General features: G+C 63.0%; 20 protein-coding genes and 1 tRNA gene. 11 read left to right on the top strand and 10 right to left on the bottom strand.

The window, feature by feature from the left end; all coding sequences use genetic code 11:
- The first annotated feature begins 498 nt into the window (after window positions 1-498).
- Window positions 499-1,455 (top strand): Tim44 domain-containing protein, encoded by a 957-nt coding sequence (locus ACQRA4_RS01945; RefSeq protein WP_427821398.1) that lies wholly within the window; start codon window positions 499-501, stop codon window positions 1,453-1,455.
- Window positions 1,456-1,644: 189 nt separating this feature from the next.
- Window positions 1,645-2,040 carry a PaaI family thioesterase gene (locus ACQRA4_RS01940; protein ID WP_427821397.1) on the top strand — a complete coding sequence of 132 codons (396 nt, stop codon included), beginning with the start codon at window positions 1,645-1,647 and terminating at the stop codon, window positions 2,038-2,040.
- 169 nt (window positions 2,041-2,209) lie between these two features.
- Here the strand turns inward: ACQRA4_RS01940 and ACQRA4_RS01935 are convergent, their stop codons facing one another.
- Genes ACQRA4_RS01935 through ACQRA4_RS01920 form a run of 4 tightly spaced genes read right to left on the bottom strand, consistent with a single transcriptional unit; the run spans window position 2,210 to window position 6,000 of the window.
- Complete coding sequence (locus ACQRA4_RS01935) at window positions 2,210-3,208, bottom strand: DUF1848 domain-containing protein (protein ID WP_427821396.1); 999 nt, start codon at window positions 3,206-3,208, stop codon at window positions 2,210-2,212.
- Between the two features lie 9 nt (window positions 3,209-3,217).
- Entirely contained in the window at window positions 3,218-4,081 is an 864-nt protein-coding gene (locus ACQRA4_RS01930; protein WP_427821395.1) for a metal ABC transporter permease, read from the bottom strand.
- The gene (locus ACQRA4_RS01925) at window positions 4,074-5,015 is read right to left on the bottom strand and encodes a metal ABC transporter ATP-binding protein (protein WP_427821394.1); all 942 of its coding nucleotides are present in this window, start codon (window positions 5,013-5,015) and stop codon (window positions 4,074-4,076) included. The genes ACQRA4_RS01930 and ACQRA4_RS01925 overlap by 8 nt, the downstream gene beginning before the upstream one ends.
- Window positions 5,002-6,000, bottom strand: coding sequence for a metal ABC transporter substrate-binding protein (locus tag ACQRA4_RS01920; protein ID WP_427821393.1), 999 nt, complete (start codon window positions 5,998-6,000; stop codon window positions 5,002-5,004). The genes ACQRA4_RS01925 and ACQRA4_RS01920 overlap by 14 nt, the downstream gene beginning before the upstream one ends.
- Window positions 6,001-6,218: 218 nt before the next feature.
- Between ACQRA4_RS01920 and ACQRA4_RS01915 the strand changes: the two genes are divergently transcribed.
- Window positions 6,219-7,055: an aldo/keto reductase gene (locus tag ACQRA4_RS01915; RefSeq protein ID WP_427821392.1), complete on the top strand. Its 837-nt coding sequence runs from the start codon at window positions 6,219-6,221 to the stop codon at window positions 7,053-7,055.
- Window positions 7,056-7,371: 316 nt separating this feature from the next.
- Here ACQRA4_RS01915 and ACQRA4_RS01910 read toward each other — a convergent pair whose 3' ends face one another.
- From ACQRA4_RS01910 to ACQRA4_RS01890, 5 genes are all read right to left on the bottom strand, one after another.
- Window positions 7,372-8,082: an ABC transporter ATP-binding protein gene (locus tag ACQRA4_RS01910; protein WP_427821391.1), complete on the bottom strand. Its 711-nt coding sequence runs from the start codon at window positions 8,080-8,082 to the stop codon at window positions 7,372-7,374.
- Between the two features lies 1 nt (window position 8,083).
- Window positions 8,084-8,854, bottom strand: a complete 771-nt coding sequence (locus ACQRA4_RS01905) for an ABC transporter ATP-binding protein (RefSeq protein WP_427821390.1) — start codon at window positions 8,852-8,854, stop codon at window positions 8,084-8,086.
- Window positions 8,851-9,828, bottom strand: coding sequence for a branched-chain amino acid ABC transporter permease (locus ACQRA4_RS01900; RefSeq protein WP_427821389.1), 978 nt, complete (start codon window positions 9,826-9,828; stop codon window positions 8,851-8,853). The genes ACQRA4_RS01905 and ACQRA4_RS01900 overlap by 4 nt, the downstream gene beginning before the upstream one ends.
- Window positions 9,825-10,730: a branched-chain amino acid ABC transporter permease gene (locus ACQRA4_RS01895; RefSeq protein WP_427821388.1), complete on the bottom strand. Its 906-nt coding sequence runs from the start codon at window positions 10,728-10,730 to the stop codon at window positions 9,825-9,827. The genes ACQRA4_RS01900 and ACQRA4_RS01895 overlap by 4 nt, the downstream gene beginning before the upstream one ends.
- Before the next feature lie 182 nt (window positions 10,731-10,912).
- On the bottom strand, window positions 10,913-12,031 hold the full coding sequence (locus ACQRA4_RS01890; protein ID WP_427821387.1) for a branched-chain amino acid ABC transporter substrate-binding protein: 1,119 nt from the start codon (window positions 12,029-12,031) through the stop codon (window positions 10,913-10,915).
- 385 nt (window positions 12,032-12,416) lie between these two features.
- Between ACQRA4_RS01890 and ACQRA4_RS01885 the strand changes: the two genes are divergently transcribed.
- From ACQRA4_RS01885 to ACQRA4_RS01855, 7 genes are all read left to right on the top strand, one after another.
- Window positions 12,417-14,492 carry an amylo-alpha-1,6-glucosidase gene (locus tag ACQRA4_RS01885; RefSeq protein ID WP_427821386.1) on the top strand — a complete coding sequence of 692 codons (2,076 nt, stop codon included), beginning with the start codon at window positions 12,417-12,419 and terminating at the stop codon, window positions 14,490-14,492.
- Between the two features lie 245 nt (window positions 14,493-14,737).
- Window positions 14,738-16,057: a glycosyltransferase gene (locus tag ACQRA4_RS01880; protein ID WP_427821385.1), complete on the top strand. Its 1,320-nt coding sequence runs from the start codon at window positions 14,738-14,740 to the stop codon at window positions 16,055-16,057.
- Window positions 16,057-17,367, top strand: a complete 1,311-nt coding sequence (locus tag ACQRA4_RS01875; protein ID WP_427821384.1) for a glycoside hydrolase family 57 protein — start codon at window positions 16,057-16,059, stop codon at window positions 17,365-17,367. The genes ACQRA4_RS01880 and ACQRA4_RS01875 overlap by 1 nt, the downstream gene beginning before the upstream one ends.
- Window positions 17,368-17,486: 119 nt before the next feature.
- The gene (gene glgP, locus ACQRA4_RS01870) at window positions 17,487-21,746 is read left to right on the top strand and encodes an alpha-glucan family phosphorylase (protein WP_427821383.1); all 4,260 of its coding nucleotides are present in this window, start codon (window positions 17,487-17,489) and stop codon (window positions 21,744-21,746) included.
- A gap of 186 nt (window positions 21,747-21,932) precedes the next feature.
- Window positions 21,933-22,026: transfer RNA gene (locus ACQRA4_RS01865), tRNA-Ser, on the top strand.
- A 264-nt stretch (window positions 22,027-22,290) separates the two neighbouring features.
- Window positions 22,291-22,578 carry a CopG family ribbon-helix-helix protein gene (locus ACQRA4_RS01860; protein ID WP_427821382.1) on the top strand — a complete coding sequence of 96 codons (288 nt, stop codon included), beginning with the start codon at window positions 22,291-22,293 and terminating at the stop codon, window positions 22,576-22,578.
- Window positions 22,566-22,865 carry a type II toxin-antitoxin system RelE/ParE family toxin gene (locus tag ACQRA4_RS01855; protein ID WP_427821381.1) on the top strand — a complete coding sequence of 100 codons (300 nt, stop codon included), beginning with the start codon at window positions 22,566-22,568 and terminating at the stop codon, window positions 22,863-22,865. Before ACQRA4_RS01860 ends, ACQRA4_RS01855 begins: the two co-directional genes overlap by 13 nt.
- A gap of 661 nt (window positions 22,866-23,526) precedes the next feature.
- Here the strand turns inward: ACQRA4_RS01855 and ACQRA4_RS01850 are convergent.
- The gene (locus ACQRA4_RS01850; protein ID WP_427821380.1) at window positions 23,527-24,357 is read right to left on the bottom strand and encodes a TatD family hydrolase; all 831 of its coding nucleotides are present in this window, start codon (window positions 24,355-24,357) and stop codon (window positions 23,527-23,529) included.
- A 168-nt stretch (window positions 24,358-24,525) separates the two neighbouring features.
- Between ACQRA4_RS01850 and ACQRA4_RS01845 the strand changes: the two genes are divergently transcribed.
- Entirely contained in the window at window positions 24,526-25,482 is a 957-nt protein-coding gene (locus ACQRA4_RS01845; protein ID WP_427821379.1) for a UDP-glucuronic acid decarboxylase family protein, read from the top strand.
- Window positions 25,483-25,494 lie beyond the last annotated feature (12 nt).

Here is a 25,494-nt window from a genome sequence, read left to right as displayed (position 1 = left end):
CCTGGCGGCGCGGCCCATGCCGGGTTCGTGCCCGGTCTGAAGCGGGAAAGTACTACCTGCATGCGACCGGTGTCAAATCAGACCATGCCCGGCCGCTCCGGCAGTACCCGGTTTTTATGCAATATAATATTCCTTGCGCGCTTGGCAATGGGCCGCGCTCCGGCAGGCACTCGCGTGAAGGCGTCAGAAGGCGGGGCCGCGCGAGGGGGCCGCATAAAAAAAGCGTCGTCCCGGCCCCTCCGTTTTCCGCTTGCCCGCATATTTTTTTGAGGGGGCTTTTCAGCACGCGCGGCGCGACATGTCTTGCGGCGGCTAAATTTGCGGCCGCGTTCTTTTCCCTGGCCCGGCGTTCGCCATGTCCCTTCCCTTGTTTGACGCGCCTTTCTTTTCATGGAAAGTGCTCCTTGCTTTTTCCCCAAAAAAACATACTCTGTTCATGACGCGCAAAGACGTGACGCCGCGTTCCACCTCAACCACCCCCGCAACGGGAGTTTTCGCATGAAACTGAGCGCCATTCTGACCGGAATATTTCTGCTTTTTTCCGCCTTTGCCCTTGCCCTGCCTGAAACGGCCGACGCCGCGCGCATGGGCGGCGGCCGTTCCTTCGGCGGCAAACCCTTCATGAGCAAGCCCGCGCCCGCGCCCGCCATGCGCCAGCAGACGCCCGGCGCGCAACGTCAACCCATGAATCAGGCGCAGGCCGGTCAGGCCGCGCAACGCCCCGGCCTGTTCGGCGGCATGGGCGGCCTGTTCGGCGGTCTGCTGGCCGGCACGCTGCTCGGTTCCCTGCTTGCGGGCAACGGTTTCTCAGGCGGCGGCTTTATGGACATCATCCTTATCGGCCTGCTGGTCTTCCTCGGCCTCAAGCTCTTCGCGCGCTTCCGCAACCGGCAGGCCCCCGCGCCGGCCGGGGCCGGAGCGCAGGGGAGCGTCATGGGCGGTCTGCACGGCGATCTGCGCGAGGACAGCGCCTCCCGCGGCATGCGCCGCGACAGCGTCGCTTCCGGCTGGGACGCCTTGCGCGACACGGGTCAGGGCGGCGCGGATCAGGCGCGGGGCTTTGACGCCGCGCCGCGCGTGGATGTGCCCGAAGGCTTTGATGTGGATGAATTTCTGCGCGGCGCCAAGATGGCCTACAACCGCCTGCAGCAATCATGGGACAAGCGGGATCTGAACGATATCGCCCAGTTCGCCACGCCCGCCGTGCTGAACGCCGTACGCGAACAGCTTGAGGCCGAGCCCGCGCCCGGCGTCACGGAAGTGCTGCTGGTCAATGCCCAGTTGCTGGGGGTGGAAAACGACGGCGACAGCCAGCGGGCCCAGGTTTTCTTTGACGTGCTGCTGCGCGAGAGGCCGGATCAGCAGGCTCCCTCCTCGGTGCGTGAAATTTGGCATTTTATGCGCCCCTCAGCAAACGGCGTCTGGAAGCTGGACGGCATTCAGCAAGTGGAATGACCCCCGCCATTGCCAGAGGCTGCCGGCATTGTCGGCGGCTTCTCCGGCCTGACGCGGGCGCGCCGCCCCGGCGGACGCCCTGAAAACACACCGGCGGCGGCCTGAAACGCCGCGCGACAGGCTTTGTCATCCTGATCCGGGGTCGGAAGCGGCAGCTTTCGACCCCGTTTTTGAATTTGTGGAGAACCCATGGAAAATTATGTTGCCAAGAACGATAAACTGATGCGCCATCTGCAAATGACCATTGAAAGCGCCAGCCGGGGATACGCCAGGGTGAGCATGCCCCTGACCGATAACCATAAAAACGGCATGGGCGTGGCCCACGGCGGAGCCATCTTTTCCCTGGCCGATGTGGCTTTCGGCGCGGCGGCCAATGCCGAACGGAAAACCGGCGTGGTCAGCCTGAACGCCACCATCGAGTTTCTGCGCCCCGGCAAAAGCGGCCCGCTCACGGCGGAAGCGCGCGTGGTGCGTGACGGCCAGCATGTCCAAAGCTATGATGTTCAGGTTTTTGACGGGTCGGGCGCGCTGATTGCCAGAACCATGGCCGCGGGCTTTCTGACGGACGTGCCCCTGCCCCGCTGACTCCCGCGTTTCCGCACGGACAGGTGCATTTTTGACTTTTCGCAGCTATCAAAGTTCAGGGGGCTGCCCGCATCAGCGATCGGGAACGCCTGACCGTTCACCAGATTATTGGCAAAGCCCGCTTTGCTGTGTTTGCGCCTTCCAGGCCGCTTGCGCGGCTTGAAAAACGTCAGATGAGGCTTTCCGTTCCCTTTCTTTGCATGCGCAGGCGGGCCCGGACCACGGCCTGGGACTGGTTGGCATAGCAATAAACGCAGCCGTGGGGACAGGAGCTGTATGCTCCAATGTCTTTGGCGGGCAGGCAGTGGCAGTGCCTGCGTCGGCCGGGATCCCTGGCGGGTTTGCGCGGTCTTGCCGGCAAGAGGCGCGCCTGTGTGGGCTCCAGGCCGCAGAGGCGTTGAATATCGGCATCCTCCTGGCAGAGGCGGCTGATCAGCGCCGGGTCGGCGCAGGCATTATGCGCGATGCCCCAGGCCGAAAGATCCGCGGCTTCGGCGCAGGCACCCAGCCGCAAAGGATGCGGCCAGGCGGCGTTACAGCGGGCCAGCCCTTCCGCCAGGGCCGGAATTTCCGATTCCAGAGGCGCGCGCGGCGCGGCTGCATGGGCGGCCAGACGGCCTTTGATTTTCTTGTATATATCCAGAAAACTGACGACCAGTTTGTCCGTGAAGGGGCTGAGCCTGCGGCCCAGGGCATCCAGCCGCTCCAGCAGCGCTTCCGCCGGCAGCGTCGGGCCAAGAAGCAGCGGATCCCAGCGCCAGATCACACGCTCGCGCCCCACTTGTTCCGAGAGGCGGCAGAAGGTTTCTAGGCGTTGTTCCAGCGGCGGCAGACCTGGTTCCAGCCTTTCCGGTTCATAGTTGTTCAGTGTAAACTGAAAGTAGTATCTGAAGTTGAGGTCGTCGATTTCCGCCAGGCGCGGCAGCAGAGGCAGAGGGTTTTTACTCCAGAAAATCAGGCACTTGCAACGCGCGAAGGTGACGTATTGCTTTTGCTCCGCGTTAAAGGGATTGCGCCAGAGACAATAGCCGGCGCGCAGCCGTTCCAGAAGCCAGCGGACGTGAAAGGCCGGGATGTCCGTGGCCCGGCTGGCTGAGACAACCAGTGGCGCCACAGCCTGACGCGGCCCCTGGGCGGTGGTGATGCGAACGACAGGCCAGGGAGACATGCGCGGGCTTCAGACGCGGCGATGGCCACGCAGGGCGGCCCACACGCAGCTTGCCGCGAACCAGCAGCAGGACGTCAGGATGACGGTGGCCCCGCTGGCCGTGGCGAGCCAGTCCTGGGCGGAGAGCGTGAGCCCGACGAAGCCGGAACTGACGCCCGCCAGCAGCGCCCACCAGAACATGCCGCCCGCGGTGCGCGCCAGATTGCGGGCGGTGGCCGCCGGCACGATGAGCATGGCCGTGACCAGCAGCACGCCCACGGCCCAGACCGAAAACATGACCACCAAAGCCAGCAGGCCCGCGAAAAGGTATTGCCAGAGGGCCACGCGCACCCCGTGCACGCGGGCCATGACCGGGTTGAGGGCAATGAGCGTCAGCCGGTTGTAGCCTGTGGCCTGAAAAAGCAGTATGGCCAGAAAAAGCAGCCCCAGAAAGGCGATTTCGGTTTCACTGATGGTCAGAATGTCGCCGTAAAGGAATTGCTGCATGCCTCTGGCTACGCCGCTGGCGCGACTGACGACGGCCAGGCCGAAAGCCGCCACCGCCGAAAAGACGATGCCGATGGCCGTATCTGCCGAAAGATGGCTGTTGCGGCGCACGGCCATGACCGCCAGACCCGCCAGCACACCGAAAAGCGGCATGGAAAGCCGGGGATTCACGGACAGGATCAGCCCCAGAGCCACCCCCGCAAAGGCCGAGTGGCTGATGGCGTCGGAAAAAAAGGCCATGCGGAAGTTGATGATCTGCACGCCCAGCACGGCGGCCATGGGCGCGAGCAGCAACAGGGCCAGCAGCGCCTGCCGCATGAAGCGCGGCTGGAGGCAGTCCAGCGGCAGCAGGCCGACAAGCGCGTAAAGCGGGGAGAAATCAATCATGCTTCCCGCTCCGTGGGCTGTCCCCCGGTCGGGCGGCGTCTGGCATGCGCAGCGCGCAGCTCCGGCAGGGCGGGGGCTTCAGCCCGTTCCGCTGTTGCCCGGGCGATGACGGCGCGGAGACCTGATCCGATGGCGGGTGATCAGGGCCGTACCATGCCCCGCATTGGGGGCAGGCCGGATCCTCGCCGCCGCACTGGTCGGGATAGAGGTGGATGGGCACGCCAAAAGTGTTCAGCAGGTTGGCGGCGGTCAGGGTGTTCCGCGGCGGCCCCTGGGCGCGCACGGACTTGTTCAGGCAGATCACATGCGTGGCGTAGTGCGCCGCCAGAGGCAGATTGTGGCTGACCATGAGCTGGGTAAAACCATATGCGCGCCGGGCCGTGTCCAGCACTTCCCAGAACAGGCGTTCGCCCTGAAAGTCCACGCCCGCTTCCGGCTCGTCCAGCACCAGCAGTTCCGGTTCACGCCCCAGCGCCGCCGCCAGCAGCACCCGCCGCAGTTCGCCGCCGGAAAGATCGCCCATGCGGCGGTTTTCCAGATGTTCAACCCGCACCAGTTCCAGCAGGTGACGCGCCCTGGCGCGGGCGGCGGCTTTCAGGCCCAGCCAGAGCGGGCGGCGCTGGCGCTCCAGTGACAGAAATTCGCTGACCAGCAGGGGCAGGCCGCCGTCCATCTGCAATTGCTGGGGAACATAGCCCAGACGCGGCCGGGGCGCGCCGCTGCCGCCTTTGGACAGAATGCGCCCGGTATAGCCAATTTCGCCGATAAGGCAGAGCAGCAGGGTGGTCTTGCCGGCGCCGTTGGGCCCCACCAGCACCGTGTTGCCGCCGTGCGGCACCGTGGCGCAAATATCATCAAGAATGACATTGCAGCCCCGGCGCACCCGCAGGCGCTCGAAAACAATGGCCGGAGAGGCGTGGTCAGCGCTGCCCAAAATAACGCTCAAGAATCTGGCAGTTGGCGGCCATGACCGCTTCATAATAGCCCAGGGGCGCGTCAGCCGGGCCTGAGCTTACAGGATCAAGGCACGCCGCGGGCACGCCGGTTTCGCGGGCGAGAGCCAGAGCGGGCTTGTCCGAGTACTGAGGTTCGCTGGCGATGAGCACGGGCTTTTCCGCGCGGACGCGCCGAACCAGCTCCATGATTCGGGCCGCCGAGGGCTGCGCGTCTTCACTTTCCTGAATCACGTCCACGATCTCCAGACGGGCGTCATGCGCCAGATAGGCCAGGGCGTCGTGCTGCAGGACTATGCCCTTGCGGCGCGCGCCTGCGCCCACGGCGGCAAGACGCCGCCCCACGGAAAACAGGCGGGCGGCATAAGCTTCGGCGGCGGCATGGTAGGCGGCGGCCCCTTCCGGGTCAACCCGCGCCATGCCCCTGGCGATATTAAAGGCCATGGCCGCGGCCTGTTGGGGGCCGGCGAAAAGATGTGGATTGACGGCCTCGTGGCTGTGCCCGGCATGCGCGGAAGGCCGCATGCCCCGCGGCAGGGGCAGCGGCGTAATGCCCGCGCTGCTGTCGATAAGCGTAATTTTGGCGTTGATTTTTTCCAGGGAGGCAGTCAGAAATGTTTCCAGCCCCAGGCCGTTCATCACCAGAACCTGGGCCTGAACCAGCTTTTGCAGGTCGTGGGGGCTGGGCGCAAAGTCGTGGGGGCAGCCGCTCTGGGCCGGAACCAGCAGCTCCACCTTCACATAGGGACGGCTCTGGGTCACATTGCGGGTAAAAAGATAGACGGGAAAGGTGGTCGCCAGCACGCGCAATTCTGCGGGGCGGCCCGGTTGCGCGGCGGATGCGGCCTGAACCGACAAGGGGCAAAGGCAGAGCAGGCACCCGGCCAGCATGGTCAGAACGGTCAGAATTGCCGAAAAAGAGGCCGGACGGACAGTGCGGTCCGGCGCGTCAGACTGTGCGCGCATGGTGATATTCCGTGGTTAGGATAACGGTGGGCCAGATTCATAAAACCCGAAATGAGCGCTGTCAAGGCAACAAGCGTGCGGATGTCGCGCCACGCTCTTGCCGGAGGCCGGCGCTCCCGCTATGCTCAGTCATATATGCCGGCCCGATGTCTCGGCGGACGGCGCTGCCGCAAGGCGGCCCGCGCGGCGGGACAGAACGGCGCGGCGGGAGATTCAGTATGCTTGAAAGTATTTCCTCCGCAGTGACGTTGAATGACGGAACGAAGATGCCCGGCTTCGGCTTCGGCTGCTACAAGGCTTCGGGGCCGGAACTGGCGCTGGCCGTGCGCGAGGCCGTTGGCTGTGGTTACCGCTATGTTGATACGGCCGCTTACTACCACAATGAGGACACAGTGGGTGAGGCCCTGCGGCACAGCGGCCTTGCGCGTGAAAAACTGTTTGTGCTTTCCAAGATATGGCCCACGGATTTTGACGAGCCGGCGCGCGCCCTGGACACGAGCCTCAGACTGCTGGGCCTGGACTATCTGGATGGTTATCTGCTGCACTGGCCGGGCCTGGACAGCGCGCGGCGGCTGCGCGCCTTCGAGCAACTGCTGCGCCAGAAGGAGGCGGGCAAAATTCGCGTCCTGGGCGTCTCCAATTTTCTGGAGGAGCAGCTCAGTGAACTGCATGACGTTTTCGGCTTCTGGCCTGTCGTAAACCAGATTGAGGTCCATCCCCTGTTCACTCAGGCGGGGCTTTGCCGTTTTTGCGCCCAATGCGGCATTCAGGTTATTTCCTGGAGCCCGCTGGGCCGGGGCCGGGAAATGGAAAACGCCCTGGTGCGCGAGCTGGCCGCTGACCTCGGCAGAACTCCGGCCCAGATTCTGCTGCGCTGGCATCTGGAAAAGGGCCTGCTGCCCATTCCCAAATCGGTTCATGCCGAACGTGTCAGGGAAAATGCGGCGGTCTTTGATTTTCGGCTCACGCCGGAGCAGGTGGCCGCTTTGGACGGGCTGCGCCTGCCGGATGGCCAGGGCCGCATGGGGCCGGATCCGCTGGCCTATCCGCGCTGATCCCTTCCCCGACGGCTGCCATGCGCGCTCTGGACGCTGGGCCGGAAGTGATGAAACAGAGCGCGACGGTCTGCCGTTGTCGATGGGCCGGGGTGGCGAGGGGCCATGAGCGTCCCCGACCGCCAGGCCATGCTTGCGCCGGCGGTGCGGCCAGCCTTTTGCCGGGCCTCCGTCACTGCGGCGGCCCTTGCCGCGCCTGGGGTCTGCGCGGGCGCGGCTGGCTGCCGGGAGCACCGTTCGCCGCCTGGCGCGGGCAGGCATGAGAAAGGCCCGGAACCCCGAGGGTTCCGGGCCTCGCTGTCGCGCAAGAAAAGTTCTATCCGCCCAGATAGGCCTCGCGCACGCTGGCGTCGGCCAGCAGATTTTCCGCGCGGTCTTCCATGACAACCCTGCCCACCTCCAGCACATAGCCGCGCGTGGCCAGCTTCAGGGCGGCGCGGGCATTCTGCTCCACCAACAGCACCGTGACCCCGCGCCTGTTGATGGCCCGCACGGTTTCAAAGATGGAACGCACCAGCAGGGGGGCCAGGCCCAGCGAGGGTTCGTCCAGCAGAAGCAGGCGCGGTTCGGCCATCAGGGCCCGGCCAATGGCCAGCATCTGCTGCTCGCCGCCGGAAAGCGTGCCCGCCAGTTGTTCCTTGCGCTCCAGAAGACGCGGAAAAAGGTCAAAAATCCATTCCAGGGTGCGCTCGCTGCGGGTCTTGTCCCGGATGCAGAACGCGCCCAGGCGCAGATTTTCCAGCACGCTCATGGCCCCGAACACCCGTCGGCCCTCAGGGGACTGGGCTATGCCCAGGCCCACCACCTCGTGGCTGGGCAGGCGCAGCAGCGGCGTGCCGTCAAACATGATATCGCCCGCAAAAGGCCGCACCAGACCGCTGATGGACAGCAGTGTGGTGCTTTTGCCCGCGCCGTTGGCCCCGAGGATGGTGACGATCTCGCCTTCATCCACATGCAGGTTGATGCCGTGCAGAACCTCCACGCTGCCGTAGCGCACCCGGATATCGGAAAGAGTCAGCAAAGCCATATCACCACTTCTCGTCGTCGGCGCCCAGATAGGCCTCGATCACCGCCGGATGGCGACGCATGGCCTCTGGCGCGCCCTCGGCGATCAGGGCGCCGTGTTCCAGCACCACCAGTTTTTCACATATCTGCATGACCAGCCGCATGTCGTGCTCAATGAGCAGCACGGTAACGCCCCGCTGGCGGATGGCGCGGATAATATCCACCAGAACCGCTGTTTCCTGGTCGTTCATGCCCCCGGCTGGCTCGTCCAGAATCAGCAGGCGCGGATCCGAGGCCAGGGCGCGCGCGATTTCCAGCAGGCGCTGGTTGCCATATGACAGGCCTCCGGCGGCCTCGTCGCACCGGTCAGCCAGGCCCACAAAACGCAATTCCTCCATGCAGCGGGCCACGGCGGCCCTTTCTTCGCGGCGCTGGCCCGGCGTGTGCAGCATGCAGGCGAACAGACCGGCCTTCATCCGGCAGTGTCGCCCGGCCAGCGCGTTTTCCAGCACAGACAGCCTGCCGAACAGGCGGATGCTCTGAAAGGTGCGCGCTATGCCCAGCTCCACCACGCGATGGGGCTTCAGGCCGGTGATGGCTTCGCCGTCAAAAAAAATCCGGCCGCGCTCCGGCGTGTAATTGCCGGTAATGCAGTTGAAAACCGTGGTTTTGCCCGCGCCGTTGGGCCCGATCAGGCCCACAATGCTGCCCGCCTCCACCGCGAAGGAAAGATCGTTGACCGCGATGAGCCCGCCGAAAACCTTGGTCATTTCCTGAAGAGACAAGAGGCTCATGCGGCCCCCCGTTCAGGCGGCTCGCCCCCGGCGCGCGTAGCGGCGGAAGCGCCCGGCGCGGCGTAGTGGCGCGGGCCTGGCGGCAGCAGGCCCTGCGGCCGCCAGATCATCATGATCATCATGGCCAGACCGAAAATCAGCATGCGCGCGTTGGAAAATTCGCGCAGCACTTCCGGCAGGCCGATGAACAGAAAGGAGCTGACCAGCACGCCCAGCTGGCTGCCGCCGGAAAGAATGACCACCGCGAAAATGATCACGGATTCCATGAAATTGAAGGATTCCGGCGCGATGGTGCTCATCTTGGCGGCGTAGACCGTGCCCGCCATGCCCGCCCAGAAGGCCCCCAGCACAAAGGCCAGCAGCTTGTAGCGGGTGACGTTGACCCCGCAGCCTTCGGCCGCGATGTCATCCTCCTTGATGCAGTTCAGCGCCCGCCCGAAACGCGAACGCCAGAGGCCGTAAAAAAGCAGCAGGCTCACGCCCACCATGCCCCAGACCAGATAATAAAACTGCACGCTCCTGACGATTCTGAAGCCGAAAAAACGCGGACGGCTGATGCCGAAAATGCCGTTGGAACCGCCGGTCAGGCCGAAAATGTCATTGATCAGGGCAATGCGCACGATTTCCACAATGCCGATGGTCACAATAAGCAGATAATCGCCGCGCAGGTGAATGATGGGCCGGGCCACCAGCAGGGCGAAAAAGGCCGCCGCCGCGCCCGCCAGGGGCATGGTCCAGAAGATGGGCCACTGGCACAGGGTGTTCAGTATGGCCGTCACATACGCGCCCACGGCGAAAAAGGCCGCGTGCCCCATATGAAAGATGCCCGCCTGACCCAGAATCACATTCAGCGAGAGCGCCAGCAGGGCATAAAGGCCAATCATCACGCAGACATCCAGCCAGTAGGCGTTGCAGACCAGAGGCAGCCCGCAGAGCAGCGCGCCCAGCGCCAGATACAGAGGCATGCGCTTCATAGCTTGTCCGCCGTTCGTTCGCCCAGAATGCCCGTGGGTCGGATAATCAGAATCAGAATCAGCACCAGAAAGGCGATGGCGTCTTTCCAGGCGATGGCGATATAGCCGGCCGCCATGGCTTCGATAACGCCCAGCAGCAGGCCGCCGAGCATGGCGCCGGGTATGTTGCCTATGCCGCCCAGAATGGCGGCGGTAAAAGCTTTGAGCCCATAGGACCAGCCCATGGTAAAGTCAATCTGCCCGTAGTAGATGCCCACCATCAGCCCGGCCGCGCCGCCCAGGCCCGGCCCGATCAGAAAGACCAGGGAAATGACCCGGTCCACATTAATGCCCATGAGCCGGGCCGCGCCCTGGTCAATGGCCGCGGCGCGGATGGCCGCGCCTGTGCGGGTGCGCTGGATGAAGGCCGAAAGGCCGAGCATCAGCAGCACGCTGGCCGCGATGACCAGCAGACGCACGCCGGGCACGGCCATGCCGAAGACATGCACCGTGAAGTCCGGCCGCAGAAAGTCAGGGTAGACATACACGCGCGCGCCATAGATCAGCATGACGGCGTTCTGAAAAAAGATGGACGCGCCCAGAGCCGAAACCACCGCCGAAAGACGTCCCGCGCCGCGTAAAGGGCGATAGGCCGCGCGCTCCAGCAAAAAGCCGATCAGCGCCACCAGCAGGGCCGCCATGATAAAGACGGCCAGCACGGCCGCGGGCAACGGCAGCGCGCCCGACAGATTGCAGCTCACCAGCAGGGTCAGGCCCAGATACGCGCCGATGGTGAACAGGTCGCCGTGGGCAAAGTTGATGAGCTTGAGCACGCCGTAAACCATCGTGTAGCCCAGGGCCACCAGCGCGTAGATGCCGCCCACGGCAAGACCGTTCAGAAGCTGTTGAAAAAACTGTTCCATGCCATCCAGTACTCGGTAAAAAGCCGTCCGGCGATTGCGCAATGCCCATGCGTCACAGCAGAATGCGGCTCTCTTGCCCGCCGGCGCGCTAAACAGGACGCCCGGCGCGGGAAGCGGCCGTCTCTCCGCCAGCCGGGCCGCGCCATTTGCCCGATCAGCGGACAAGAGAGCCGTATTGCGGACTACTTGGGTTGAAGAACAAAAACGCCCTTATCATCCACCACATATGTGCGGTAAAATTCACCCACGCGGTCGCCCTTGGCGTCAAAGCCCAACGCGCCGGACAGGCCGGGCAGGTTCTCAAGCCGCTTGAGCCAGGCGCCCATCTCTTCGGGGTCGCTCTTGCCCGCGGCCAGCGCGGCCTCAATGGCCTTGAAGGCGTCCCCGGCCAGTACGGCCCAGACCGACACGGGCACGCTGCCATGCCTGACCTTGAAAGCGGCCAGGAAGTTTCTGGCCTCCGGGGTGTCCATATCCTGCGGCAGGGGCGGGCTGATAAAGAAGTAGCCGGCGGCGGCCTCAGGCCCCGCGATCTTGACCAGATCCTGATGGTTGGCCGCGTCGCCGCCCATCATGGGCACGTTCCAGCCCATTTCCTTTTTCTGGCGCAGCAGCATGCCGGTTTCGGGATAGTAGCCGGTGAAGAACACCAAATCCGGGCCGGCGGCCTTGAGCTTGGTCAGAATGGCGGTATAGTCGCGCTCGCCGGGGGTCAGGGCGTCGTAAAAAATAACCTTCACACCGGCCTTTTCCAGAGCCGCGCGGGTTTCCTCGGCCAAGCCCTTGGCGTAGGAGGAATTGTCGTGCAGCAGGGCCACGGCCTTGTAACCGCCCCTGACGATGGCCGCCGCCGCGGCCTTGCCCTGGGCGTCGTCGCGCGGACAGGTGCGAAAGAAGAGCGGCAGACCTTTTTCGGTCAGACGCACGCTGGTGGAGCCCGTGCCTATCTGCACCAGGCCGGCTTCATCCAGAATGCTCTGACTGGCCTCTGTCACAGCCGAACCATAGGTGCCGATGACAGCCGCCACACCCGAAGAGGCCAGTTTTTGCGCGGCCAGAGCCGCCGTGCGGGGATCACCCGCGTCGTCTTCCACCACCAGTTCAATCTTCCGGCCGTTGACGCCGCCCCTGCTGTTGGCTTCATCCACCAGCAGGGCGACAATGTTTTTCATATCCTGGCCTTCCGAGGCCCATTTGCCCGTGAGCGGGCACATGAGCCCCACCTTGACGTCAGCGGCCAGAGCCGCCGCGGGCAGCAGCAGGGCCAGCAGCGCGCCCAGCCAGAAATGCGGTTTTTTCATGCAACACCCCCATCCCGGTATGCGATAGTTTCAGCGAACAAGCAGCATACCCCAAAACGCAAGAAAGCAAAAGCCCCCGACCGAACCTCGTCAAAACAGGCCCGAAGCGCGACCGGCCGTCAAAAAGAGGCAATTCTTTTCCGTCGCGACGCGGTCGTGAATCTCGACAGTCAAGAGGAATTGCGATAGGATGGGCCATATAAGTCAGCGGAGTCTCGGGAAGGCCACGGATTTTCCGCGAACGCCTTTCCCTTTTCGTTCCGTTGCCGGTCGGACATCTCCGCGCCGTTTCCGCGGGTTTAGCGCTGCCCTCCGCTCCTCTCCCCTCCGAACCTCCCGCAGCGACGCCCGGCCATCATAAAAACCTGTACGCCAAGGAGGCGGTATGCGGTTCAGTTTTGACAAGGCCGCCTGCCAGAATACACGCAGAGCGCTGCGCAAGGAATGGCTGTTGACCAATGGACTGGGCGACTATGCCGGCAGCAGCGTTCTCTGCTGCAACACCCGCAAATACCACGGCCTGCTTGTGGTCAACACGCCGCTGGGACGGCATGTGCTGCTCTCGGCGCTGGAAGAGTCGGTGCTGGGCGGCGGCAAGGAGTTTTTTCTCTCCACCCGTCAGCACCCCAGGGTGCTCTATCCGCGCGGGCATGAATATCTGGAGAGCGTCCGCCTGGATCAATGGCCCGAATTTACCTACCGGGTGGGCGATGTGCGCCTGCGCCGCGAGGCGCTACTGGTTCGCGGCGCAAGCCGCCTGGTGTTGCGCTGGTCCATTCAGGGCCTTTCCAGGCTGCCTCCCCTGACCTTGCGCATCAAGCCGCTGCTGGCCTACCGGCACTTCCACGCCCTGACCACGGCCAACCCTCATCTGAACGCGCGCATCACGCAACTGCCGCAGGGCTTCAGCATCACGCCCTATGAGGGCCTGCCCGAGCTTTTTGTGCAGGTGCGCGGCCCCCACAGCTGCCAGCCCGCGCCGGACTGGTTTCGCCAGGTGGAATACATGCAGGAGCGCGAACGCGGCTTTGCCTACAGCGAAGACCTTTTCCAGCCCGCCATTCTGGATATCCCCCTGCCGCCCCTGCCCGAAGGCGGCAGCGTTTACTTGGTCGCGGGCGTCGAACCGCTCGCGCAGGACCCGGAAGAACTCTGGCAGACCGAGAGCGCGGCCCTACTCCGCTCCCGCGAAAACGGCGGGAACGGACTCACCGGTCATCTGGCGCGGGCTGGCGGGCAGTTCTGCATCGAAAGTCCGTCCGGCCGTCCGGCGGTGCTGGCCGGCTACCACTGGTTTGACGCCTGGGGCCGCGACACCCTGATTTCCCTGCCGGGCCTGGCGTTTTACGGCAAGCGCGCAGACTTTGGCCTGCGTGTGCTGGAGCAGGTGGCCGCAAGCCTGAAAAACGGCCTCACGCCCAACTGCTTTGCCGAGGACGGCAATCACGCCTACAATTCGGCGGACGCCTCCCTCTGGTACGCCTTTGCCGTGCAGTGCTACCTCAAGGAGAACCCCGACGGTCTGAACTGGGTGCGCGAGCGCGCCTGGCCCGCTCTCAAGGCCATTGTGGAGGGCTACCGCCAGGGGCCGGGCATGGATATTCATGTGGATGAAAACGGCCTGCTGCACGCGGGCAACGAGCACACCCAACTGACCTGGATGGACGCCCAGGCCGACGGTCGCCCGGTGACGCCGCGACACGGCTGCCCGGTGGAGCTGAACGCCCTCTGGTACAATACGCTGGCCTTTGCGGATCATCTGGCCGGTCTTTTCCGCGAGCCGGAATGGGAAGACGCCAAAGCCCTGCGGGCCTTGCGCACGAGCTTTTTTGAACATTTCTGGGTGGCGCGCGGCGGCGGCTACCTGGGCGACGTCTGGCGCGACGGGCTGCTGGACCAGAGCGTGCGCCCCAATCAGATTCTGGCCGTCTCCCTGCCCTATCCCGTGCTGGAAGAGCAGCACCAGCCCCAGGTGGTGGAATGCGTGCGCAACAAACTGCTCACCCCCTTTGGCCTGCGCACCCTTTCCCCCGATGACCCCGGCTACCGGGGCCGCTACGAGGGCGGCCCGGACGAGCGCGACGCCGCCTACCATCAGGGCACGGTCTGGCCCTGGCTGCTGGGCCACTACACCGACGCCCTGCTGCGGGTGGCCTGGGATGTGGACGGCGCGGTCCAGGCCCTGCTGGACCGGGTGACGCCGCTGTTCTGCGACCATCTCGCGGACGCGGGCCTGGCCTCCATTTCTGAAATTTTCGACGCCTCGCCGCCCTACCGGCCCAACGGCTGCGTTGCCCAGGCCTGGAGCGTGGCGGAATGCCTGCGCATGCTGATCCGGCTCAGGCAGGCGGCGCCCAATGTGTACGCGGCCTGGGAAAAACTGGCCGCCTACCGTCTGGCCAACCCCATATCCGGCGATACGGCCGGAGTCTGCCGGGTGGCCCTGACGCTTTCCCGGTAAGGCTTTTCTGGAGGTTATTTCATGCTTCGCATGAAGTGACCTCCAACGCCGGGCAAAAGCCCCGGCGCGGCGCGAAAAGCGCCGTGAACGAACCAGAAACCACATTTTTGGGGCGAATGATTTTCATAGTTCGGCCCTTGGCTGAACCATGAAACGCGTTCCGGAATGTCAGGACAGTAACGAGCAATGAAGGAGCGTCCGGGGGCGGACGGCCCCGCGCTCCCGACAATAAAGAGGAACCATCCATGCGAGTGCTTATGTTCGGCTGGGAGTTTCCGCCGCATATCAGCGGCGGCCTGGGCACGGCCTGCTACGGCATGACCCAGGCCCTGGCCAAAAAGGGCGCACAGATCATCTTTGTGCTGCCGCGCGTCGGCGAGGGCGGGCGGAACGACTTTTTGCGGCTGGAATCGGCATCGGACACGCCCATCAGTGAAGATGCCTCCGAGCGCATGTTCCGGGCCGGGCAGGATATCTGGCAGGAGAACATCCGCTTTCTGAGCGTTTCCAGCCCGCTCGTCCCGTACCTCACGCCGCAGGACTACGCCGAGTCTCTGCGCTGGCTGAAGCGCACGCCTGACAGCGCCGAAACGCGCGCCCGTCCCGGCGCGCCCTTCACCTTCCGGCTCAAGGGCGGCTATGGCCCGGACCTGATGAGCGAAGTGCGCCGCTTCAGCCGCCTGGCCGCGGCCATCGCCATGCGCGAAAACTTCGACGTGATCCATGTGCACGACTGGATGACCTATCCCGCGGGCATGCTGGCCAGGGCACTGACCGGCAAACCCCTGGTGGCCCACATTCACGCCACGGAATATGACCGCAGCGGCGAAAACATCAACACGCAGGTGGCCGGCATAGAACGCGCCGGCCTGCTGGCCGCCGATCTGGTGGTGGCCGTGAGCCGCCTGACCCGCCAGACGGTCATTGAACGCTATGGCGTGCCGCCGGAAAAGGTGGTGGTTGTCTACAACGCCGTGGCCCGGCATGAAGTGGAGCGCCGCTACGAGATTCCGCCGCGCATCCGGCATGAAAAGCGGGTGCTCTTTCTGGGCCGGGTCACCTTTCAGAAAGGGCCGGAGTATTTCATGGAGGCCGCCCGCCTGGTGCTGCAAAAAATCCCCAACGCGCGCTTTTTCATGGCCGGCAGCGGCGACATGCTGCCCCAGCTCATCCGCCGCGCGGGGCAACTGCGCATCGGGCATCGCTTCCACTTCGCCGGTTTTCTGCGCGGCGAACAGGTGGACCGCATGTTCGCCCTCAGCGACCTTTATGTCATGCCTTCGGTATCCGAGCCTTTCGGCATCACGCCGCTGGAGGCCATGCTGTATGACGTGCCGGTGCTGCTTTCGCGCCAGTCCGGCGTATCCGAAGTTCTGGAGCACGCGCTCAAGGCCGACTTTTGGGATATTCGCGACATGGCCGACAAAATCTGCGCGGTTCTGCGGTATCCCTGTCTGGCTGCGGAACTGGTAAAAAACTGCCGGGAAGAAATGAAATCCATCCGCTGGGAAAATGCCGCTGACCAACTGATGGCCGTTTACCACAACGTCTCCGGAGGTAACTGATGCCAGCGATCTGCCTTTGCTATGAAGTGCATGAACCGTACAGGCTTCGCCGCTACACCGTTTTTGATATGGGGCAGAACTCGGTTTATGAAGACGATGACCGCAATTGCGACATGCTGCTGTACACCGCCCGCGTCTGCTATCTGCCCATGAATGATCTGCTGCTCAAGCTGATCCGCCGCTACGGCAAGGATTTCAAGGTGGCCTTCTCCATCTCGGGCACGGCCCTGGACCAGTTTGAGCAGTACGCCCCTGAGGTGGTGGACAGCTTCAGGGCGCTGGCCGACACAGGCTGCGTGGAATTTGTGGCCGAAACCGGCCCGCACTCTCTGGCCTTTCTCTACTCCAGGGATGAATTTGACATTCAGGTCAGAGAGCATTGCGCGCGGATCAGGCGTCTCTTCGGCCAAAAGCCGGTGACCTTCCGCAACACGGAGTTCGTCTACAACAACGATCTGCCCGCGGCTCTGGAAAAACTGGGCTTCAAGGCCGTGCTGGCCGAAGGGGCGGATCATGTGCTCGGCTGGCGCAGCCCCAACTATGTGTACAGGCCGGTTTCCACACCCAAACTGGGCCTGCTGCTGCGCAACGTCTCCCTGTCCACGGACATTGGCCTGCGTTTCAACGACCACGGCTGGAATCAGTGGCCCCTCACGGCGGAAACCTATGCCGCCTGGTGCCATAGCCTCGCCGACTCGGCCGAGCTGATCAACATCTTCAACGACTACCATTGCTTCGGCCTGCGCCACAGCGGCGAAACGGGCATTTTCAACTTCATGGAGGCCCTGCCCGCCGCCATTCTGGCCCGCAAAGGCTTCCACTTCACAACGCCCGCCGAGGCGGTGAAAAAAATCAGGCCCGTGGGTGAAATCGACGTGCCCGAATTCATGTCCTGGGACGACGAGGGCCGCGATCTCACAGCCTGGCTCGGCAACGACATGCAGAAGGACGCCATTCACGCCCTGTACGCCCTGGCCCCGCGCGTGCGCAAGGTCAACGCGCCGGAGCTGACGCACGACTTTGAGCGCTTGCAAACGTCCGATCACTTCCGCTATATTTCGACCAAATGGTTCGCCGATTTTGTCTCAGACCGCCCCAATCCTTTTAACAGCCCGTATGACGCGTATATAACCTATATGAACGTGCTGGCGGACTTTGAAATGCGCCTGACCGCGGCGGAAGAGACACTGACGGCAAGCGGAACCGCGGCGAAAAAAAGGCCCCGCGCGCGGGCCGCGACCAATGTGGAAAGCAAAACGCCCGCTCCCGCCGCCAAGGCGGGAGCCAAAACCCCAAAAACACCCGCCTGATTTCTGGCGGGCACGGCTGATGTTTCACGCTTCGCCCGGCAGACGCGGCTTTTCGGGTGAAGCGTGAAGGCCGTCGCCGCGACCACTCCCGCGCAGAACGGGTCCACAAGGAGTCTCTCATGAATTTCAACAGCGCCCCGGTCACGCTCTTTGAGGTAAGCTGGGAAGTTTGCAACAAAGTCGGGGGCATTTATTCCGTGGTCAGCAGCAAGGCGCTCCAGGCCACGGAAACTTTTGGCGAAGACTACTTCCTGCTGGGCCCATCCCTGCAACAGAACGCCGGCTTTGAAGAAACGGACGAACACATCTGGGATTCCCTGCGCCTGGCCCTTGGCGCCAAAGGCCTCAAATGCCGCCTGGGCCGCTGGAACATACCGGGCCGCCCCAAGGCCATTCTGGTGGATTTTTCCAAGCGTTACGGCAGCAATCAACTGCTGTATGAAATCTGGAAAAACTATGGCGTGGACTCTCTGTCCGGCGGCTGGGACTACATCGAGCCGGTCATGTTCTCCACGGCCTGCGGCGAGGTGATCGCGGCCATCCATGAGAGCCTGGTGCAGCCGCTGGGCGGGCGATCCGTGGCCCTCTTCCACGAATGGATGTGCGGGGCCGGCCTGTTGAGCGTGAAAAAACTGGCCCCGGCCGTGGGCACGGTATTCACCACCCACGCCACCATGCTGGGCCGCGCCCTGGCCGGAACCGGGCGCGACATCTACAGCAACCTGCGCGACATCAACCCCGCCAATGAGGCCTCCGCGCAAAACATCACGGCCAAGTGGTCCATGGAAAGCGCCTCGGCGCGCGAGGCCGACGCCTTTACCACCGTGAGCCCCATCACCGGCGAGGAATCCACTGTTTTTCTGGGTCGCAAGCCTGATGTCATCACGGTCAACGGCCTGGACCTGCGGGTGATCCCCGACTTTTCGACGGAACGCGAAAAACCGCTGGCCAACCGGGCCAGGGTGCGGGAGGCGGCGGAACGATTTTTGCGTTGCCCGTTGCCGGAACATACCAGCATCTTTGCCATTTCCGGTCGTTACGAGATGCACAACAAGGGCGTGGACGTCTTTCTGGAAGCTCTGGCCCGCGCTGACCGGAACCTGGCCGGCACGGACGCGTCCATCCTGGCGCTCTGCCTGGTCATGGGCGGGCACACGGGCGTCAATCAGGCCGCGGCGTCCGGCGACCCCGGGGCCACGGACAACGGCCAGCCCTTCATCTGCACCCATTACGCCTGGAACGCCCCGCAAGACCCCATCATCAACGCCTGCCGCCGGCTGGGCCTGAACAACGCCCCCGGCAACCACGTCAAGGTCATCTTTGTGCCCGCCATGCTGGACGGCAATGACGGCTTCCTGAACATGCCCTACGAGGATGTCATCTCGGCCTGCGACGTGGGCTTTTTCCCCTCCTGGTACGAGCCCTGGGGCTACACCCCGCAGGAATGCGCGGCCTGGGCCGTGCCCACCCTCACCACGGATCTTTCCGGCTTTGGCATGTGGGCCCGCCAGATGGCCCAGAACGAAGCCGAGCCGCATCCCGGCGTGCATGTGATGCCCCGTCGCGGCATGAATTTCGAGCAGAGCGCGGCGGCCCTGCACGAACGCGTTCTGGAGGCCGCCTCCGTTGCGCCCGAAGACCTGGCCGTGTGGCGCAAGAATGCCCGCGCTCTGGCCGAGCAGACCTCCTGGCGCCACTTTTTCTCTCACTATATCGAGGTATTCCAACTGGCTCTGGAAAAAGCCGACACGCGCATCAGCCATGAGGGCAACGGTCGCGAAAGCCTGAACCGCATTCTCACAGCCTCCTGTTCGGTAACGCCCTTTTTGCGGCCCATCATGGCGGTGGCCGAAGTGCCCGGCGCTCTTTCCCGGCTGCGCGATCTCTCCGCCAATCTCTGGTGGTGCTGGCACGACAATGCCAAAGCCCTGTTCATGGCGCTCAATCCGCAACTCTGGGAAGAATGCCACAATCCCATCCGGGTGCTGGAAGAGGCCGATCCCGAACGGCTCAACTACCTCATTCACAATGAGGAATACATGAACCTCTACAAAGAGGTGCTGGCGGAATTTGACAGTTATATGGCCCAGCCCCTGCGCGCGCTCAGCGAACATGTGACGCCGGAACACCCGGTGGCCTATTTTTCCACGGAATACGGCATCAACGAGTCCGTGCCCATTTATTCCGGTGGTCTGGGGGTGCTGTCCGGCGACCATCTCAAATCCGCCTCGGACATGGCCGTGCCCCTTTTCGGCGTTGGTCTGCTCTACAAAAACGGCTACTTCAAGCAAGAGATCGATGCTGACGGCCGCCAGATAGCCCAGTACCCCGTCAACAACTTTGCCCATCTGCCGGTCAGGCCGGTTTACGACGATGCCGGGGAGGCCGTCTTTGTGCAATTGGAACTGCCGGGGCGGATTCTCTTTGCCAGAGTCTGGAAAATGCAGGTGGGGCGCGTTGCCCTCTACCTCATGGATACGGACACCCGCCGCAACAGCGACGAGGACCGCAAGATCACGGATCGCCTGTACGAGGCCAACCGCGAGATCCGCCTTCTGCAGGAAATGCTGCTGGGCATGGGCGGGATGCGTCTGATCCGCGCCCTGGGGCTGGACCCCCATGTTTTTCATATGAACGAAGGTCACTCGGCCTTCATGGTCATCGAACGTCTTCAGACCTACATGAGCATGGGCATGAGCTATGCGGAGGCCACGGCGCGGGTGCGCTCCAACAGCGTATTCACCACCCACACGCCGGTGCCCGCGGGCAACGAGGCTTTCTCTCTGGATCTCATGGGACGCTATTTCAGCGGCATTGCCTCCAACCTCGGCCTTTCCTGGTCTGAGTTCGTCCAGCTTGGCCAAATGGAAGGCGGCAACAGCCAGTCCTTTGAAATGACGGTGCTGGCCCTGCGCCTTTCCTCCAGGGCCAACGGCGTGAGCCGCCTGCACGGCGTGGTTTCGTGCCATATGTGGAACAAGCTCTGGAAAAGCCTGCCCCTGGCCGAAACGCCCATAGGCTACGTCACCAATGGAGTGCACACCCCCTCCTATGTGGGCATGCATATGCGCGGGGTGCTTAATCAGTACCTGGGCCCGGACTGGCTGCAGGCCAGGCATGACTCCCCCATCTGGGACAAGGTGGACGCAATCCCCGACGATGTGTACTGGTCGGCCCGCATGACCCAGAAAGAGGATCTGCTGGACGCCCTGCGCGCGCGCATTCCGGCCTTTGCGCAAAAGTTCCAGCTCAACCGGGCCCAGCGCAGAAGCATGGAAAGCCTGCTCAGGCCGGACACCCTGCTTATCGGCTTTGCCCGGCGTTTTGCGCCCTACAAACGGGCTACCCTGCTCTTTGCCGACCCGGACCGCCTGGCGCGCATTCTCAACGACCCCCAGCGGCCTGTCTGCCTGGTCTTTGCCGGCAAGTCACACCCGGCGGACGAGGCCGGCATCATCCTGATTCAGGAAGTGCTGCGCATGAGCCGCGACGAACGCTTTCTGGGCAAAATATTCTTTATGGAGGATTACAGCCTGGCGGTTTCCCGCCTGCTGTCCCAGGGCTGCGACGTCTGGCTGAACACGCCGCGCCGCCCGCATGAGGCGTCGGGAACCAGCGGCATGAAACTGCCGGTCAACGGCGGCATCAATCTGAGCATCTCAGACGGCTGGTGGTGCGAAGGCTACAACCGCCAGAACGGCTGGACCATCGGGCCGGTTGTCGCCACCGAACTGCCCAGCGGCGAGCAGAACGACTATGACGACGCCGAAAGCCTGTACACCCTGCTGGAAAACGCCGTGCTGCCGCTCTATTTCGATACCAATGACGCCGGTTTGCCCGCCAACTGGATAGCCATGTCCAAGCGTTCGCTGAAAAGCCTCACGGCCATGTACAGCAGCAACCGCATGCTTGACGATTATATCCGTCAGGCATATCTGCCCTGCGCCAGGCAGCGCGACATGCTGGCCGAAAACGACTGGGCGCTGTGCCGCGACCTGGCAGCCTGGCAGCGCGATCTGCCCGTGCGCTTCGGCACGGTGAAGATGGAGGAAATCATCATCAGCGGAGCGGACGGCAACACCATGACCTGCGGCGAACCCGTCAGCATCCGTCTGCACATGCACCTGGGGCAGATGCGGCCTGAGGAAATTCTGGTGCAACTGGTCATCGGCCAGGCCAACGTCAATGGCAATTTCATCGGCAAGCCTGAAGTGCTGCGGCTTGAACCGCGCCCGGCAGACCACGGCGACGACGGCATGAACTACTCCGCCACCTACATACCCTCACATAACGGGCATTACCGTTACGGCATCCGGGCCACGCCCGTGCACAAGGGCCTGGGCTCGCCCCTGGAAACCGGCCTGGTGCTCTGGGGCTGAGAAAGCAGGAACATCTTCATGACTTGGCAAAAGGGACGCGCCGCGCGGCGCGTCCCTTTTGCCCTTGCGGGGCGCGGCCCCCGCCGCTTGGGCGAAGCGCCACTCCGCACGCCGAAAAAGCCTCCGCCCGACATTGCTTTTCATGCGAAAGTGGGCTAGAGAATTTTCCGGTTTCGCCTTCCCTGCGGAGGGGTAGCGAAGTGGCCGTAACGCGCTCGACTCGAAATCGAGTTATCGGTTAACAGCCGGTACGTGGGTTCGAATCCCACCCCCTCCGCCATTTTTATGTCCACAGAAAAATAAAGAAGTCCTGAAATCAAGCAGTCATGCGGATTTCAGGACTTCTTTCGTTTACCCCGATCCGGCGAAAGCCCGTATGCGCCGAAGATGTTGTGTATAAAAAGGTGGCTCTTCAAATCAGTTAGGGAAGGACAAGTCATTGATAAGCTCTTGTCCTTGATAAGGTAAAAAATCTCCGTTGGCAGAATTCTTGACCTTGTAGCTACAAGTAGTTATTTTGGCTACAAATACGGAGAAAAACGCCATGCAAGCACAAACGAGTCCTATCAGCATCCGTCTGCCTGCCGAGCTGAAAGCGCGGGTGCAGGGCCTTGCCGTCATGCGCCAGCGTTCCACCAATGCCCTGGTGGTACAGGCGGTGACAGCCTTTGTCGAACGCGAGGAAAAGCGCGAAGCCCTCCGGCAGGAATGTCTCGCCGCCCATGAGCACTACCAGCAAACGGGGCTGCACGTCACCCAGGCGGAAGTCAAAGACTGGATTGCCCTGCTCCGGCAGGGTAAACAGGCGGATGCCCCCAAATGCCATATATAGTTCGCTGGACAGACAATGCGCTGTCCGGGCTTGTGCGGGCGCATGCCTTTCTGGTGGAAGTGGATGCCGAGGCGGCGCAAAAGGCCCTGGATGCCATTGAGGCGGCCACGGATGTTCTGGAACAATTCCCTCATGCCGGCCGACCCGCTGATGATCTGGAACCGGACCACCGGGAATTGCTGATTCCTTTCGGTGGTTCCGGCTATGCCTTGTTCTATGAGGTGCAGGGAGAGAACGTGCTTATTCTGGCCCTCAAGCACCAGCGCGAGGCAGGCTATGGAGAATGAATGGGCCAATGGCCATACCGATAGAGTGAGTTGATGGGCTGGAATGGACTCTTGCACGCAGGTTTCACTGCCATTCCAGAATTTCAATGGCTGTGTGTATAAAATAGGGTATAAAATTTGAGTTTTGACGAAATCTGGAGTAGGCTTAATCAATTATTTTACATAATTAGTTTGTCAGAATCGAATCCCACCCCATCCGCCAGTTCTGCATCCACGAAGTCCTGGAATCAAGCCGTCATGCGGATTTCAGGACTTCTTTCGTTTACCCCGATCCGGCGAAAGCCCGTATGCGCCGAAGATGTTGTGTATAAAACTGGATACAGGATTTTCGGTCAGAAAACTTTATACACCTGCCGGTGATGGTTTGAACATGCCAAAAATCACGCGCGCGTGCCTGCCTGCGAAATGCCAGGGCTGGCAAAAGACGCGGCGCATTCCCGCAGGCAATTTTTGTTTTTGCGCGTTTCGCCAGGGGGAAAACATGGCGTCTGCGTTATGACGCCGTTTCAGCGGGGGAAAGCGCAGGCGCCATGTTGTCAGCTCTGACGCGTTCCCGGGTTTTTGGGGCTTGAAGGAAGCCCGCCGGGGGGGGGCGAAGTCAGACGCTGACAAATACTTTGCCGGCGGGGCTGGGGCAGTCACCATTTTTCAGATGCGCCTGTCATGCCGCATCCAGGCCGAAAAAGCGCCGCGCGTTTTCCCCGCAGGTCAGCCAGAGTTCCTCCGGCGCAACGCCGCGCGCTTCGGCCACGGCACGGGCGGTAAACACGGTCAGGGCCGGTTCGTTGCGTCTGCCGCGCCAGGGCGCGGGCGCAAGATAGGGGGAGTCGGTTTCAAGCAGCAGCCGCTCCGCCGGAATCAGGGGAAGGGCCTCGCGCAACGCGGCATTGGCCGGGTATGTCACCGGGCCGGGCACAGAGATGTGCCAGCCGTTCTTCAAAATGCGCCGGGCCAGGGCCGGGCCGCCGCCAAAACAGTGCCAGAGCAGCGGGTAGCCCGCAAAGCCGCGCGCCTCCAGAGTCATCAGGCAATCTTCCTCTGCCTCGCGGCAATGGATGACCACCGGCGCGCCCAATTCGCGGGCCAGGTCAAGCTGCCCGGCAAAAGCCTTGAACTGCAATTCCCTGGGGCAGTCCTGCCAGTGAAAATCCAGACCTATCTCGCCCACGGCCCGCAGGCGCGACTCCGCGGCAAAGGCCGCGCGCATGGCCTCCAGACTTTCCGGCGTGCAGCGCCGCCCGTCGCAGGGGTGGATGCCCAGCAGAAAAAAGACTTCCGGGTGTCGGTCAAACACAGCCCGGCGCGCCGTGAAATCCTCCGGCCCCAGAAAGACGTTGCCCACCCCGGACACGCCGGCGGCGCGAGCGCGGGCCAGCGCCTCAGCCCGGTCCGAATCAAATTCCGGCCCGTCCAGATGGGCATGGCTGTCCACCCCGCCCGGCGGCAAAGCCCGCGTCAGGGGGTCGATGCGTTCCGTTTTTTTATGTCCCATGCGTACCTCGCGCAAAAACATAGCAACGGCGCGCGGGAGAGGCAAGTACGGCATTGCCAGCGGCCGTCATTTGGACTAGAATCCTTCCGTTTTTTGAAACAAAGCGTCACTGTATGGCGTCAGACCTTCCGCTGGCGGTCTTTCGCCTCAGCTTTTTCCGGGGGGAACATGCATCTGCGTAAACGGGTTCTGGTCACCGGCGGTTCGGGCTTTCTGGGGTCGCATCTCTGCGAGCGGCTGCTCGATCAGGGGCGCGAAGTGCTCTGCGTGGACAACTTTTTCTCCAGCGCGCGGGCCAATGTGGAAGCCCTTATGGACAACCGCCGTTTTGAGCTCATCCGCCATGACGTGACCTTTCCGCTCTATGTGGAGGTGGACGAAATATACAATCTGGCCTGTCCGGCCTCGCCCGTGCATTACCAGCACGATCCGGTGCAGACCATCAAGACCTGCGTGCACGGGGCCATCAACATGCTGGGCCTGGCCAAGCGACTGGGCGCGCGCATTTATCAGGCGTCCACCAGCGAAGTGTACGGCGACCCCGAAGTGCATCCGCAAACCGAGGACTACTGGGGCCATGTAAACCCCAACGGCATCCGCTCCTGCTACGACGAAGGCAAGCGTTGCGCCGAAGCCCTCTTTTTCGCCTACCGGCGGCAGGGCGGCCTGCCCATCAAGGTGGGACGCATCTTCAATACTTACGGGCCCAAAATGCATCCCAACGACGGCCGGGTGGTTTCCAATTTCATCATCCAGGCCCTGAAAAACGAGCCCATCACCATTTACGGCGACGGCAGCCAGACCCGCTCTTTCTGCTATGTGGACGATCTGGTGGAATGCATGCTGCGCTTCATGGCCTCGCCCGACGACTTCACCGGCCCCATGAACATGGGCAACCCCGGCGAGTTCACCATCAGGGAACTGGCGGAAAAAGTGGTGGCCCTGACCGGCAGCCGTTCGGTCATCAGCCACGAGCCTCTGCCCGGCGACGACCCGAAACAGCGCCGGCCCGACATTTCTCTGGCCCGCAAGATGCTGGGCTGGGAACCTGTGACGCCGCTGGAAGACGGCCTCAAAAAAACCATCGCCTACTTTGAAGGCCAACTGAAGCAGGGCCTGGCCTGAGCCGCCCGGCAC

It is taken from the genome of Desulfovibrio sp. SGI.169, from assembly GCF_050313595.1.
Taxonomy (GTDB): Bacteria; Desulfobacterota; Desulfovibrionia; order Desulfovibrionales; family Desulfovibrionaceae; genus Desulfovibrio.
The sequence above is the reverse complement of the archived record's forward strand: the minus strand, read 5'-3'. Positions and strand labels throughout refer to the sequence as shown.

Bases quoted from the DNA above. Each gene is read 5' to 3' on its own strand.
- ACQRA4_RS01945 (WP_427821398.1), top strand. From the start codon at position 499: ATGAAACTGAGCGCCATTCTGACCGGAATATTTCTGCTTTTTTCCGCC.
- ACQRA4_RS01940 (WP_427821397.1), top strand. From the start codon at position 1,645: ATGGAAAATTATGTTGCCAAGAACGATAAACTGATGCGCCATCTGCAA.
- ACQRA4_RS01935 (WP_427821396.1), bottom strand. From the start codon at position 3,208: ATGTCTCCCTGGCCTGTCGTTCGCATCACCACCGCCCAGGGGCCGCGT.
- ACQRA4_RS01930 (WP_427821395.1), bottom strand. From the start codon at position 4,081: ATGATTGATTTCTCCCCGCTTTACGCGCTTGTCGGCCTGCTGCCGCTG.
- ACQRA4_RS01920 (WP_427821393.1), bottom strand. From the start codon at position 6,000: ATGCGCGCACAGTCTGACGCGCCGGACCGCACTGTCCGTCCGGCCTCT.
- ACQRA4_RS01915 (WP_427821392.1), top strand. From the start codon at position 6,219: ATGCTTGAAAGTATTTCCTCCGCAGTGACGTTGAATGACGGAACGAAG.
- ACQRA4_RS01910 (WP_427821391.1), bottom strand. From the start codon at position 8,082: ATGGCTTTGCTGACTCTTTCCGATATCCGGGTGCGCTACGGCAGCGTG.
- ACQRA4_RS01905 (WP_427821390.1), bottom strand. From the start codon at position 8,854: ATGAGCCTCTTGTCTCTTCAGGAAATGACCAAGGTTTTCGGCGGGCTC.
- ACQRA4_RS01900 (WP_427821389.1), bottom strand. From the start codon at position 9,828: ATGAAGCGCATGCCTCTGTATCTGGCGCTGGGCGCGCTGCTCTGCGGG.
- ACQRA4_RS01895 (WP_427821388.1), bottom strand. From the start codon at position 10,730: ATGGAACAGTTTTTTCAACAGCTTCTGAACGGTCTTGCCGTGGGCGGC.
- ACQRA4_RS01890 (WP_427821387.1), bottom strand. From the start codon at position 12,031: ATGAAAAAACCGCATTTCTGGCTGGGCGCGCTGCTGGCCCTGCTGCTG.
- ACQRA4_RS01885 (WP_427821386.1), top strand. From the start codon at position 12,417: ATGCGGTTCAGTTTTGACAAGGCCGCCTGCCAGAATACACGCAGAGCG.
- ACQRA4_RS01880 (WP_427821385.1), top strand. From the start codon at position 14,738: ATGCGAGTGCTTATGTTCGGCTGGGAGTTTCCGCCGCATATCAGCGGC.
- ACQRA4_RS01875 (WP_427821384.1), top strand. From the start codon at position 16,057: ATGCCAGCGATCTGCCTTTGCTATGAAGTGCATGAACCGTACAGGCTT.
- glgP (WP_427821383.1), top strand. From the start codon at position 17,487: ATGAATTTCAACAGCGCCCCGGTCACGCTCTTTGAGGTAAGCTGGGAA.
- ACQRA4_RS01860 (WP_427821382.1), top strand. From the start codon at position 22,291: ATGCAAGCACAAACGAGTCCTATCAGCATCCGTCTGCCTGCCGAGCTG.
- ACQRA4_RS01855 (WP_427821381.1), top strand. From the start codon at position 22,566: ATGCCATATATAGTTCGCTGGACAGACAATGCGCTGTCCGGGCTTGTG.
- ACQRA4_RS01850 (WP_427821380.1), bottom strand. From the start codon at position 24,357: ATGGGACATAAAAAAACGGAACGCATCGACCCCCTGACGCGGGCTTTG.
- ACQRA4_RS01845 (WP_427821379.1), top strand. From the start codon at position 24,526: ATGCATCTGCGTAAACGGGTTCTGGTCACCGGCGGTTCGGGCTTTCTG.